At 44.2% G+C, this 13,169-nt stretch carries 14 protein-coding genes; 4 read left to right on the top strand and 10 right to left on the bottom strand.

Annotated features, from left to right (window positions below):
- Window positions 1–431: 431 nt before the first annotated feature.
- The 5 genes from FN961_RS23700 to FN961_RS23680 form a co-directional block, all read right to left on the bottom strand.
- Complete coding sequence (locus tag FN961_RS23700; RefSeq protein WP_144042618.1) at window positions 432–1,637, bottom strand: sensor histidine kinase; 1,206 nt, start codon at window positions 1,635–1,637, stop codon at window positions 432–434.
- Complete coding sequence (locus FN961_RS23695) at window positions 1,634–2,332, bottom strand: response regulator transcription factor (protein ID WP_144042617.1); 699 nt, start codon at window positions 2,330–2,332, stop codon at window positions 1,634–1,636. The genes FN961_RS23700 and FN961_RS23695 overlap by 4 nt, the downstream gene beginning before the upstream one ends.
- 38 nt (window positions 2,333–2,370) lie before the next feature.
- Window positions 2,371–2,724, bottom strand: coding sequence for a hypothetical protein (locus tag FN961_RS23690; RefSeq protein WP_144042616.1), 354 nt, complete (start codon window positions 2,722–2,724; stop codon window positions 2,371–2,373).
- Between the two features lie 79 nt (window positions 2,725–2,803).
- The gene (locus tag FN961_RS23685; protein WP_144042615.1) at window positions 2,804–3,355 is read right to left on the bottom strand and encodes a PepSY domain-containing protein; all 552 of its coding nucleotides are present in this window, start codon (window positions 3,353–3,355) and stop codon (window positions 2,804–2,806) included.
- A gap of 204 nt (window positions 3,356–3,559) precedes the next feature.
- Window positions 3,560–4,363, bottom strand: coding sequence for an AraC family transcriptional regulator (locus tag FN961_RS23680; RefSeq protein ID WP_229814797.1), 804 nt, complete (start codon window positions 4,361–4,363; stop codon window positions 3,560–3,562).
- A gap of 72 nt (window positions 4,364–4,435) precedes the next feature.
- On the opposite strand from FN961_RS23680, the gene FN961_RS23675 reads away from it, so the two are divergent.
- Window positions 4,436–5,242: a sulfite exporter TauE/SafE family protein gene (locus FN961_RS23675; protein WP_144042614.1), complete on the top strand. Its 807-nt coding sequence runs from the start codon at window positions 4,436–4,438 to the stop codon at window positions 5,240–5,242.
- A 293-nt stretch (window positions 5,243–5,535) separates the two neighbouring features.
- Here the strand turns inward: FN961_RS23675 and FN961_RS23670 are convergent, their stop codons facing one another.
- The gene (locus FN961_RS23670) at window positions 5,536–6,834 is read right to left on the bottom strand and encodes a DEAD/DEAH box helicase (RefSeq protein WP_144042613.1); all 1,299 of its coding nucleotides are present in this window, start codon (window positions 6,832–6,834) and stop codon (window positions 5,536–5,538) included.
- Between the two features lie 262 nt (window positions 6,835–7,096).
- Here FN961_RS23670 and FN961_RS23665 point away from each other — a divergent pair, with 262 nt between their 5' ends.
- Window positions 7,097–7,543, top strand: a complete 447-nt coding sequence (locus FN961_RS23665) for a thioesterase family protein (RefSeq protein WP_185972872.1) — start codon at window positions 7,097–7,099, stop codon at window positions 7,541–7,543.
- Window positions 7,544–7,596: 53 nt separating this feature from the next.
- Here the strand turns inward: FN961_RS23665 and FN961_RS23660 are convergent, their stop codons facing one another.
- Together FN961_RS23660 and FN961_RS23655 are read right to left on the bottom strand one after the other, a co-directional pair.
- Window positions 7,597–9,111, bottom strand: a complete 1,515-nt coding sequence (locus FN961_RS23660) for a putative bifunctional diguanylate cyclase/phosphodiesterase (protein WP_144042612.1) — start codon at window positions 9,109–9,111, stop codon at window positions 7,597–7,599.
- 79 nt (window positions 9,112–9,190) lie between these two features.
- A complete protein-coding gene (locus FN961_RS23655) occupies window positions 9,191–10,033 on the bottom strand; it encodes an HDOD domain-containing protein (RefSeq protein ID WP_144042611.1) in 843 nt (280 codons plus the stop codon).
- A gap of 307 nt (window positions 10,034–10,340) precedes the next feature.
- Between FN961_RS23655 and trhP the strand changes: the two genes are divergently transcribed.
- Both trhP and FN961_RS23645 read left to right on the top strand, forming a co-directional pair.
- Window positions 10,341–11,726 (top strand): prephenate-dependent tRNA uridine(34) hydroxylase TrhP, encoded by a 1,386-nt coding sequence (gene trhP / locus FN961_RS23650; RefSeq protein WP_144042610.1) that lies wholly within the window; start codon window positions 10,341–10,343, stop codon window positions 11,724–11,726.
- Between the two features lie 71 nt (window positions 11,727–11,797).
- Complete coding sequence (locus tag FN961_RS23645) at window positions 11,798–12,058, top strand: YfhL family 4Fe-4S dicluster ferredoxin (protein ID WP_144042609.1); 261 nt, start codon at window positions 11,798–11,800, stop codon at window positions 12,056–12,058.
- Window positions 12,059–12,144: 86 nt separating this feature from the next.
- On the opposite strand, the gene FN961_RS23640 is transcribed toward FN961_RS23645, so the two are convergent.
- Both FN961_RS23640 and ubiT read right to left on the bottom strand, forming a co-directional pair.
- Window positions 12,145–12,516: a GGDEF domain-containing protein gene (locus FN961_RS23640; RefSeq protein WP_268241167.1), complete on the bottom strand. Its 372-nt coding sequence runs from the start codon at window positions 12,514–12,516 to the stop codon at window positions 12,145–12,147.
- Between the two features lie 95 nt (window positions 12,517–12,611).
- Complete coding sequence (ubiT, locus tag FN961_RS23635; RefSeq protein ID WP_144042607.1) at window positions 12,612–13,124, bottom strand: ubiquinone anaerobic biosynthesis accessory factor UbiT; 513 nt, start codon at window positions 13,122–13,124, stop codon at window positions 12,612–12,614.
- Between the last annotated feature and the right edge of the window lie 45 nt (window positions 13,125–13,169).

Genomic DNA, 13,169 nt, shown 5'->3' with positions numbered 1-13,169 from the left:
CCAAATTTCGTTACATTGTCTGGCTCGCTACTTTATTCAGAGCCATAGGGTCATCTGGTGATACAGATGGTTCACTCAAAGCGGTGAACAGCGCTTCATACGACTTCACGTCGCACGGGCAGAAACAAGTTAGCCCCTACCAAGTAAAGCCAAATCGAAGAGATAGATGAACAGGTGTAGATGCGGCAGTGACCGTCCGTGACATGGCCGTTCTATGACATCCATGTCATCACGGCATTTGTGAATCCATTCACATCAGACGTCACGGCCGAGACTATAGGGATATACTCGTGTCGTGTCGCTGAAGTAGCTGCACATACTCTGCTGGAGGCAATAAGCAACCATGAAGATACGACCTTCAAACACATCACCCAATACCAATCCTGCTAGAAGCTAAAATAAAAATGTAACTACCTTCATTTGAAGGCAGATTAAACTCTTGGTATAGAGATCATGACACCAAGACCAGGTTCGCAATCCTGTAAGGTAATGGTGCCGTGATGCAGACCCGCAACGGCTTTTGCCAATGAGAGACCAAGCCCTAGCCCACCATCGGTACGGCTTTTATCGACACGATATAAACGCTCAAAAACACGCTCTCTTTCAGCCTCCGCAATACCGAGTCCATTATCTTCAACTTTGAGCCAAACCAGTGAGGCTTTATCATCCGCACCGCAACTGAGCTTTATCACGCTGCCGGCAGAACAATATCGCAGCGCATTTTCTATCAAGTTGGCAATTTGCTGGATCAGCAGTTCTCGATCGCCTTGGATCAGCAACGGCGATTGCACTTTATGCACCAGCAACTGCATTCCGGCATCTTCTGCCACATCAACATAAATTTCGGCGACGGTATCGACAATCTGAGTCAAATCCGTTTCAGTAAAGCGGCTTCGTCTCGCACCAGACTCAATTTGAGTTATGCGTAACAGGGCATCAAAAATAGAAGCAAGTCGTTGTGAATCAGACAAGGCGTGGTCTAGTTCATTCATAAAGCTCTGACTGTGCGCTGTCGATGATGCATCAGCTTCATCACGTAACGTCAGTAAATTGTGTCTCAAACGCGTGATAGGTGTTTTTAGTTCGTGGGCAATATTGGAGGATATATCGCTCATCGCCGCCACAGAACCTTCTAAACGGGAAAGCATTTCATCCACAGATACCGATATTCTCGCCAGATCGTTGTAAGTGTTTTTCTCGCCCGTTCGTGCCGACAAGTCACCGTCTGCCGCTGCATTCAACACCTGTTCAATACGAGAGATCCGCTGCTGACTCAAACGGCCCATCGCGACTACAATGGCGATGGTGAAGAGTGATACTAAAACGCCAGCAAGAATAAAACCTGTGGTAAGCACCGCGATAATGTCGTCATCTTCAATCGGATCTTCGTCGATATCGTGTTTATCACCTGTTGCCCGCTGCTTTGACTCTTTAACGATCTCACTGTTCTGCTGACCCAGTTCATAGTCAACATACAGAATCGTCACGCTGGCCATAAGTACCAGACTAAAAAGGGACACCAAAACGAACATCACGCCCTGCTGGGTAGCAGAGCTTTTCATCCACAGAGGGAGTCGATTAATCATAGAGTGAAGTGAGATTTTATTTCGCAACATATCAAGGAGCCTGCGTTTCATTTGGCCTCCTCAACATGTCGATGTTCTAACTTATAACCTGCGCCTCGTACGGTTTGGATCAATGTGTCACCAAAAGGCTTCTCGATTTTATTCCTAAGACGGCTAATGTGCGTTTCAACGACGCTGGTTTGAGGATCAAAATGAATATCCCACACATGCTCAAGCAGCATCGTACGGGTGATCACGCGACCAGGATGACGTAAAAATAACTCTAGAATACGAAACTCTTTAGGCTGCAGATCCAACAACTTACCTTGACGTGTCGCAGTATGTTCAAACAGTTTTAATACCAGATCGCCAAACGTCAGTTGCGGTTTAGTATCGGTCGATGTCAACGCGGATCGGCGAGAAAGTGCGCTCACACGCGCAAGCAGTTCAGAGAACGCAAACGGCTTAGTGAGATAATCATCACCTCCGGCTTCCAATCCTTGCACACGATCATCCACCCCTCCTAGGGAAGTCAAAAACAAGATAGGCGTTCCCACTTGCGCAGCCCGAAGTGCTTTAACCAGAGACAATCCGTCGAGACCCGGCAACATGCGATCGACGATCGCCACATCAAAGTGTTCCGTCATGCAAAGGGTCAACGCATACTTGCCGTTTTCCGTCACCTCTACCTGATGCCCAGCTTCACGCAGGCCCTTTTCAACAAAACTGCTTAGACTCACATCGTCTTCAACCAGTAACACTCGCATGACGGTTCTCTCTCAATCATAGGATTTGTCGTTGCAACTTATGCCACATCGATAGGGACTATTTGTTGATCCACTGTGGTTGATTCTGCCACATTTCTTGGCGTCGTTTCCGCTTTATGTTGTTGCCATTTCATCATAATCACCGCTGCGATACCAGCCAATAAGCTCGCACCCAGTGTAACCAATCCAAGTATAAAGAACAGCGAGAAAGAGGCCAAACCAAGCAGTGACTTTGGTCCGTTTTCACGAATACTTTTAAGTCCTGATGGTATGTTTGACGACCACTCTTTCGATTTGTTAAACCAATATTTTGTGCTGTTAGACCAAGATGAACTTCTCAGGCCATCTTCTGTTTCTTGGGTACTATTTGACGATTCTGCTGATTGGGTCATGATATCTCCTTCGGGTGTCATCAAAGATCACACCCTTTTTTAACTATTCATTGTTCGTCGCAAATGTTCACTGAGAGAATTATTTTGTCACCGATGATGTCAGTGCATTTACTTCAGTTTCAACTTGCTTACCATTGACGGTCATCAGCTTGATTTCATAAAAATCAATACCATGGTCATCATCCAGTTCAACACTCCACGCTTTACCGTCAAATTGTTTCTCAGCTTGTTTGACCACATCTGCTAGAGGTAGATACTGACCACTGTTCAACCCAGAGAGAAACAATGCATCTTCCAATTTATCATCATGATCGCCATCATTCTTATTACGACGGCTTGTCAAAATAACATCACCGGTTTGTGTATTAATTGCGGTATGAATTTTTTCACCATCTTTACCGATCAACTCAATCTCATAGAAAGATTGTCCCATTTTAACTTCACGCTCGGCTTCAATCGTTACGCCACCCGTGTTAGTTTCAGCCAATGCGACAGCCTGGAGGAGAGAGATAGAATCTTGATTCAACGCTGTCGGTGCATCATCTGCATTTGCTGATCCAATGGCCATCATGGCGCTCAGTCCAAGGAGAGTCGTAATAGCCGTTGTTTTAAAAACTGATGTATTGTTCATGGTAAAGTCCTCATAGTGTTTCGATACAGACAAGGTGTTTCCCCTGTCGATGAGATAACTTTACCTGAGTCATCTTTCCGCAAGCTTTCCTGAACTATACAATTTTGTAAGGTTTCGAGGCGGGGTGTTTACACTGCCCTCCCCACATGCAGGGAAGCGATAGGCCACAATGAAGCAGTACCGTTATAGCGTCATATCCTTACATTATTTCTGACTATAAAATCCGGGCGTTACGCCGGTTAGTTTTCTGAACATGTAGATAAAAGATGAAGGCGACTCATAACCAAGGTTCAGTGAGATATTACTCACGGTTTCTCCAGAAGATAATTGAGTGATGGCCACTTGGATATTAAACCTTTGTCTCCATTCACTATAAGTTAACCCCGTTTCATTTTTAAATAGCCGTGATAACGTGCGAGCCGAAGCACCAACAATGTTCCCCCATTGCACTAAGTTGTTACGATTTGACGGCTCAAGCTGTAACTTGGTTAATATCGCAAGCAGCCTAAAGTCCTTTGGATACGGAAGGTGTAAGGGGATTTTTATCGCGACAATGAGCTTATCTCGGATAAGTCTGAGTAGTCGACCATCAGCACCAGACCATTCATAGCCAGCATTAATACTCCTAGATTCTAGAATCAATGCCTTAAAAAAAGCGCCCACATTGAGTACACAACAATTATCAGGAAAACCACTGAGAATAGAATTATCAAAATAGAAACTCGTTAGCTCCACATCGCTCATCGCCGTCACTTCATGGTCGGTATTGGGTGTCACCCACACCCCTTGCTCTGGCGGCACGATATAACGGTTTTCCGCTGTAGCAACCGCTAGCACGCCTCGACTTGCATAAACAAACTGCCCCCAAGTATGGCAGTGCTTTTTAACGGTTGAATGAATAAGCAACTCTCGATTTACAACCACAATGGGCCTAGAAAGAGGGCTTCTAGACTCGCTCGACGGTGCAAGTTCAATATTATTTGGCATATAATCGATATTAATTTGCAAATAATCGATACCTTACCACTCCCTAATGTCTTTAACATTGATTTCTGAGACTAAATAAGTAGGGGAAATAACATGTTTGAAATCGATGTTATAGGTTCATTTTTATTATTAGGGGCATTTGTCGGCTTTGCAGCTGGTTTATTCGGTATTGGCGGTGGAGGAATTATGGTACCAATGTTGACTGCCATATTTTTAAATCAAGGCATGGCGATAAATACTGTCGTCCCCTTGGCTTTAGGGACATCGATGGCAGCAATTATCTTTACATCATTATCAAGTTTACGTGTCCACAATGCTAAAAAGGGCATCCTTTGGCCAGTCGTGATGACCATGTTACCGGGGGTTACCTTGGGTACTTTCGCCTCAACCTTTGTCGCTTCTAAAGTCGATGCCTTTTACCTCGCACTTTTCTTTGCCCTGTTTATGACCTATGTGTCGATGAAGATGTTGTTCAGTAAAGCAGTTAAACCAGATCAAAAAATATCAAATACAAGAAGTATGTTCCTAGCAGGCTCTGGAATTGGGGCGATATCAGCATTAGTTTCTATTGGAGGCGGGTCGTTAACAGTCCCCTACTTAACAGGGCGAAATGTTGAAATAACAAAAGCAATTGGCACTTCGGCTGCCATTGGATTACCCATCTCTGTAGCAGGAACCTTAGGCTACTTAATTCACGGCTGGAATAGCACGCCTCTTACAAGCTACGCAGTCGGTTATATTTACCTCCCAGCGGTATTGTTAATGTCTATCACCAGTTTTTTAACGGCGCCATACGGCGTTAAAATGGCATATTACCTACCAGTCCCCATACTCAAAAAAGGGTTCGCGTTACTGCTCGTTTTCATTAGTCTCAAAATGTTCATATCAATACTAGATTGAGAAAGTTGAACAACGAATAACCCTGCGTAGAGCGGCCGTTGACAGCAAGGCGAGGTTTCACACTATGTGATTTTTAGAGCGAAAGTCAGGGATGCTGAACTGGCATTTAAACATGGAGTTTTTTTGCGGTCATCCAGCTAACAAGGACATACTTGCAGCGTGCCACGGAAGTATCTGCAATTAGCGAGTCGCAGACTATAAGTAACATCAATCAGAAAACGTGTTCAGCCTTCATTCGAAGGCTGAACGACTAAAACTAAAGATAGTATTGATGTGTCGTTAATTCATCCCAATTAACGCTTCTTTTCACCTCTACGACTTGCATAGCTTGGTTTGTCGGCAGATTGACCGCCTGAACGTTTATGGGCTTGGCCTCTTTTAGCGCTTGGCTTGCCTTTGCGTCTATCTACGTGCTTCTTGGCCGGTAACTCTTCTGTACTTTCTCGATAACGAGCAGGAAGCGGGGTTCCCTCTTCGTAACCTGGCACCACGATGCGTGGAAGTGTAAGCTCGATTAGTGTTTCAATCTCTGCAAGTTTCTTCTCGTCCGCTGGGCACACGAAAGAGATGGAGTGTCCAGTGAGACCAGCACGTCCCGTACGTCCGATACGATGAATGTAATCTTCAGCTTCAAACGGCAACTCTATATTAACCACCAAAGGTAGCGCTTGAATGTCTAATCCTCTGGCGGCGACATCAGTGGCCACCAGCACGCGGAGTGCGCCACTCTTAAACTCCTCTAATGCGCGATTACGGGCACCTTGAGTTTTATCACCATGGAATACGGCACTCTTAAGTCCATCGAGGATTAACTCTTTTTGAATATGTTCAGCGCTCTCTTTTGAACTGGCAAATACCAGCACTTGTTGCCAGTTATTACGGCCAACTAATTCAGACAAAAGCTCAGACTTTCTGCGCTTATCCACTAAATACACTTCTTGTTCGACACTCGAGGCAGACTTGCTCGTGGCGACATTGATCCACTTAGGCGCATACAACATCTTCTCAGCTAAGATTTTTACATCATCGCTGTATGTCGCCGAAAAGAAGTGAGTCACGTGCTGACGAGCAACCAAGGCTTTCACACGCTCAATATCACGCACAAATCCCATGTCCAGCATTCTGTCAGCTTCATCGATCACTAAGCTGGTGACGCTCGACAGGTCTAAACCGTGCTGACCAATAAAGTCGAACAGTCGTCCAGGGGTCGCCACTAAAATGTCAACACCTGCATTTAGCGCTTTACGCTGCGGGTTCATGTTAGCACCGCCATAAACCGCCAAGGTTTTAAGCGAGGTGAACTGAGCGTAACGGGTAATATTGTCGGCAACTTGAATAGCAAGCTCTCGTGTCGGCGTCAGTATTAACCCACGAAGTGAGCTTTCACTTAAGGATTCCGCCAGCAATTTTTCCAATAACGGTAGAGCAAAAGCAGCTGTTTTTCCGGTTCCAGTTTCAGCACAAGCCATGAGATCACAGCCCGTTAAGGCTACAGGGATCACTTCTGATTGCACCTGAGTCAGTTTTTGATAACCACATGCCTCTATGGCTTCAATAATTGAAGAGGATAAATCAAGTGTTTCGAATTTCATGGAAAGCGTGTCCGGGGAAAATAAATGAGGCGGGAGTCTACCAAAATCATTGCTTATTGGCTATTAAGATAGCGGTTCATGGCGCAACTAAACATGACTGAAATCCGCTAGCGACATGGATGTAGCGAATGTCTGTATTGCAGGAGCAAATACAGGGTTTTGAATTCCCGCTGAAAGCTCACATTATTAGTGGGATTGGTATAACCTCTCTTAAATACGAATATGCTAGACTAGCGCCAATTTCTCCTGGACCCATGACACCATGCAAAATAAAAAAGAGATGAATTACAGTAAAACCTTTCACTTTCCAATTCAGATCTATTATGAAGACACCGACTTTTCAGGTGTGGTTTATCACCCTAACTTCCTAAAGTATTTTGAGCGGGCAAGAGAACATGTTATCGGTGCGGATATCCTCGCTGCTCTCTGGCAGGATCAAGGTTTAGGTTTTGCCGTGTATCGCAGCGATATGCTCTGCCATGATGGTGTTGAATTTGCAGATATTATCGATGTTCGAACCCAATTCTTTTTCGAGAGCAAATACAGAACGGTTTGGAAACAAGAGATTTGGCGTCCCAACGCGAGCAAGCCCGCAGTAACCGCGACCATAGAGATGGTGTGCATGAATAAAGCACGACAACTAGCACCTATGACGCCAAGCTTACTTGCCCTGCTAAGTCAGTCTTTCGATTCAGTCGTGACAACCTAAGGTTACATATGGGTGAGCAACAGCCCACCCATTCAATCAAAATGATAAATACTCTACTCGCGACCTTGTAACTGTTGCCAGTTAAGCTCCAGCTCTAAGGCCCTCATCGGTCTCGCAAACAACTCGCCCTGAATTTTGTCGACACCCATCTCGACCAACAATTGCTTCACCTCTTCAGTTTCAACTCCCTCAACGGTAACCTTAAAGTCCAAACCTTTAGCAAGATCGATACTTGATTTCATAATATGTCTGGCTTGCTTGTCGACCATCAAATCATCAATAAACGCTTTATCGATTTTAACTTCATCGACCGGAAGGTATTTAAGGTAAGCAAGTGAAGAGTGACCCGTACCAAAATCATCAATTGCCACATCGACGCCAATCGCTTTCAGTTTCTCAATGGTTTTAACCGCCATCTCCATATTATTCATTAATTTACTCTCAGTGATCTCGATGGAGAGCAGATTGGTATCTAATCCATATTTATCGAACTTGGCTTGGATCTCGTCACACAAAGTGCCGCTAATAATATCTTTAGAGGAGAGGTTCACTGCGACTTGTAGCGCAAGCCCGGATTCATGCCACTTTGCCTGTTGAGAGATCACTTGATCCAGCGCCCATTGGCTGACCAACTCTATCATTCCTGCGTATTCAACCAGCGGGATAAACTCGGCGGGGGATATCATGCCTAAATCTTCATGGTCCCAACGCATAAGAGCTTCAACTTGGCTACAGCCACCTGTTAATACATTTAATTTAGGTTGATACACCATATATAACTCACCTCGTTCGAGCGCCTTAGGGAGTCTATTTATAATGCTGAGTTGACGCTGCTGGCTAAGATCATCACCTTCTGAGTAGCTGGCAAATAGATGTTTCTCGCCCTTAGCCTTAATCAGTGCAAGGTCGAGCCGCCTTAACAGTTGGCTGACGTAGGTATGGTGCAAAGCGAGATCCAGGTAACCCATCTGAATTTGAATCGTTATCGGAATGGCTTGAATATCAAAAGGAGCCTGAAGTTGATTACGAATAGTTAACAGCGCGTTTTCATCTTGAGGTTGCTCAAAGTAAAGTAAAAACTCATCTTCATTCATGCGAGCAAGGAAAGTCGGTGCATTGTCCAGTTCATGCAGTCGTTCAGATAATGTCTGCAGCAGTTTATCGCCAACTGAGAAACCAAAGAGATCGTTAACGAATCGAAAATGATAAATATCGATAAGCACTAACGTACCTTGAGTAATAGGCATCAAGCTGAGAAAACGAGACTTAAGCGCGACACGATTGGCCAGCCCCGTCAGCTTGTCTTTGTCATTTGGTACAGGCAACCCTTTGATGAATTGGTGCCATGTGCGATACAGGGCTTGATATTTTTTAGGCACGTCGGCATCAGTAAACGGCTTCGAAGCGATGTGTCCTAGATGAAGGGTGTCTTCTTTACTCTTAAGCAGTTCTATATACTGCGTGAAAGATTGAATAAAATTCGCTTCATTCTTTCTATGCCGGTACCAAAAGATGATACCAGCTACAAAAACGAACAATAATAGAACTAAATCCCAGCCAATTCCCACGTGAGTAATGCTACTCCCAAGTTACTTTAGGCTTAATGATGAGTATTAAGCTTACCTTAAATACCGCCTCAGACCACAACTATTCGTAACTAGACTTAATTAAGTGGTACTTCTCTAAAAATTCATCGTCAGCCAGTTGTTCAGCTGATACTGGTAGGCCGCGTCTTGCATACAGATCCAACCTCTCCTCCAGATCAACTCCCGCTCTCAATTCTCCAGTATAGAAGGCTGCCGCCCTAACAAAATCCAGATAACCCACATTATCAGGCAGATAAGATAGGTCTGACCATCTTTCAACTACCTCAGTCACTTCCGGTGCAAACTCCCAACTCTTAAGCACAGCGCGACCTATCGGACCTTGCATCTTTCTCACCAACGCCCTTAGTTGATCAATGCTAGTAAACAGCTCTGGATGTGCTTCAGCCTCTTTAAGGACTGGCAAAGCGCCGATGTTATGAACTAAACCCGCTAAGGTCAGTGTATCAAAACTGAGTCCACAACCTTTGTGGGTTTTACTGTAAATATGCAACATGGCACAGGCTGCTGAAGTCACTTCAATAGAGCTGCTCCACACCTCATCCATCACTTCCCACACCATCTCGTTGGTAGAGATGAATAATTGCTCCATCGCAGCAGAAGTCGCAATCGATTTAATCTGAGTTAATCCAATTCGAGTGACGGCACAATTTACATTTTCAGCTTTAATGCCCCTGCTATAAAGCGCACTGTTGGCTACTTTAACCATTCGTGCTGAGATAGCCGCATCTTGGCCAATAATCTCAGCAACTTGCTTGGGGCTTGAATCAGGTCTTGAAACCACTTCCTGAACTCTCATCGCTACCTCAGGCAGAGTTGGCAGCACGAGTGAATCTGCTTTCAACTTCTTTAAAAGGCCGACTAACAGTTGATGTTCCGTTGACATTTTTATCCCTATTTTAAATCCTAGTTAATTTTTTATCATCAAAGAAAGTGACCAAGTCCACCGACTTGTTAACCTGTGACGCGATAGGTGATCACCTTGTTGACAATCTGTTTGTATTCTAGCTAACTTTAAGATTTTTAGAGAGTAATATTATCTTTTTTAGGAAATATTTCTCCGCATATTATTAAGTAAAACTTGATATACTAAGGGTTGTGGAAGATTCAAGGGCAAAGTTTGATAACCACACAAACATTAAGTAATATACCCGCCCGCTTGTCATGCCAATTTTAGCTAACTGAGAGTAATTATGTTTAAACCTGAGCTGCTGTCTCCCGCTGGGACACTGAAAAATATGCGTTATGCTTTTGCCTATGGTGCAGATGCTGTCTATGCAGGCCAGCCTAGATACAGCCTTAGGGTAAGAAATAATGACTTTAAGCTGGAAAACCTAGCAACGGGTATTCAAGAAGCTCATGAACTTGGTAAGAAACTCTATGTCGTGAGTAACATCGCGCCACACAACACCAAGCTAAAGACTTATATTAAAGATATGGCACCAGTAGTCGACATGAAGCCTGATGCGATCATCATGTCAGATCCAGGCCTTATCATGTTGGCAAGAGAAGCGTTCCCCGATCAAGTGGTCCATCTCTCTGTTCAAGCTAATGCCATTAACTGGGCGTCTGTTAAGTTTTGGCAACAGCAAGGCATTAAACGCGTCATTTTATCTCGAGAGCTATCCCTTGATGAAATAGAAGAGATACGTCAACGCTGCCCAGATATTGAGCTTGAAGTTTTCGTTCACGGCGCACTTTGTATGGCGTATTCAGGCCGTTGTTTATTGTCTGGCTACATCAACAAACGTGATCCTAACCAAGGCACTTGCACTAACTCGTGCCGTTGGAAATACGAGGCCCATGAAGCAAAAGAAACCATGGAAGGCGACATTGTTGCCGTCAATCCACAAGCTCTTGTGGATCAACATGGTGTCCAAATTGAAAAGCCGACATTAGGTGAAGGTCAGCCGAGCGATCAAATCGTTTTGCTACAAGAAGCGGGTCGTCCTGGTGAATACATGCCAGCTTTTGAAGATGAGCATGGTACTTACATCATGAACTCGAAAGATCTTCGCGCGATTCAGCATGTTGAACGCTTAAGTAAGATGGGCATCGATTCACTGAAAATCGAAGGACGTACTAAGTCATTCTATTATGTTGCTCGTACAGCACAACTTTACCGTCAAGCTATCGAAGATGCTGTATCTGGTAAGGATTTCGATCGTACATTAATGCACAATCTTGAAGGCCTAGCACATCGTGGTTACACCGAAGGCTTCTTGCGTCGCCATGTCCATGATGAATATCAAAACTATGATTACGGTTACTCTATCAGTGATACACAGCAATTTGTCGGCGAGTTCACCGGTAAACTGAACACAGCTGGTATGGCTGAAGTTGATGTTAAAAACAAATTCTCTGTTGGCGACAGCGTTGAAGTGATGACCCCACAAGGTAATCTCACGTTGACCATTAAAGAGCTGTTCAACCGTAAAGGTGAAAGTGTTGAGGCTGGGTTAGGTTCTGGGCACTTCGTATTCTTGGCTTTACCTGCTGGTGTTGACACTGATAAGGCCGTATTACTGCGTAACTTACCTCAAGGTCAAGATACCCGTAATCCGCACGCACAAGCTTAATTGCGCACAATATGACCCTACGAGCGACTTGTAGGGTCATAAAAATGAAAGAACAAACGAGTAGATAGACAATGGCTTTACTAATCGATGATAGCTGTATCAACTGTGACATGTGCGAGCCTGAATGCCCTAATCAGGCGATCACTATGGGCGAAGAGATCTATGAGATAGATTCAGATCTTTGCACTGAATGTGTCGGTCACTATGATAAGCCAACCTGCATCTCAGTATGTCCTATTGATTGTATCGACCCGGATCCTGACCACAAAGAGTCCGATGATGAGCTGTTAGTGAAATATCATATCATTACTGGAAAGCCAGTAATCGAATAGTCTGTAGTCTAAATTACGCCAAATGAATTGACCTTATATTCATTTGGTTTGCAGTTCATTCATCTACTTTTGTTATTCCCACAGTCTTATGAATCATGAATGACCAGACCACCACCGCCCTTTGTCAGCGCCTCTTGATAAGCTGCATCTGCTTGTGTTAACCATTTCTTAACTGTGGTTTTATCTCCCATTTCAGCCCCACCAACAGTGACAGTAAAGCGCAGTTCACGATCTTTATAATCCAGTGTAAGCAAGCTAACTTCCTTTTTAAACTCCTCTAAAAGTGATCGGTTTTCCGTTAAACTTTTACTGCTGATAACACTGCAAAATTCAGCACCACTAAACCTAGCCAGGTAGGACGTAGTCACTCTCTTTTTCAACTGGTCAGCCAACTTAGCAAGAGCCTTATCACCACCGCTGTGACCAAATGATTCATTAATCCCTTTAAAATCATCTATAGCAGTAAGTTTAGAAGAATTAATTTGTACAAGTTATTATTAATATAGAGAGAAGATACAGAAAGGAGCCTTAGCTCCATCTCTATGTTGTAAATTCAGGCTAATTCAGGGTTTGCTTTAAGTTGCAGCTGTTGGATCATCATAGCCAGTTTTTCGATACTGTATCTAATTGGAGCCGGCATCGTGTCGAACTCTATGCTAAGCAGTAAGTTTTTAACTTCCAATCCCAACTCTGTGTCGCCTTCAATCGATAATTTACGCTGAAAAAACAGTGTGTCGGGATCTTCCTTACCCGCCGCAACTAAAAGGAGCTCTTTAGAATGCCCCGAAAAAGTCACCGCTGCCGCTTGAGGTTCACGCACATGCCAACGACTATCGAAACTGACCTCAAACGCTAACCCCATATCAACAACATCAATCGCTACCCAATTGCCCTCTAAAAACGCTAACTCTTCATCTTCAGACTGCTGCGAAAGAAGCTGACCTAATAAACGCTCTAATATTTCAGCCTTCACACGAAAAGGGATCAAACCTAATGGACGACGAGCCAGCTTAGGGCCCAGCGCTAATAATTGCTTAGCCATATTGTTCAAAAAAGGTGCTTGCATATCAATCTCGATCCTTAATAGAGGGAACTGAGCTCTTCCTATAAC

Source organism: Shewanella hanedai (genome assembly GCF_007197645.1).
Taxonomy (GTDB): domain Bacteria; phylum Pseudomonadota; class Gammaproteobacteria; order Enterobacterales; family Shewanellaceae; genus Shewanella; species Shewanella hanedai.
This window is presented reverse-complemented; position numbering and strand designations above follow the sequence as displayed.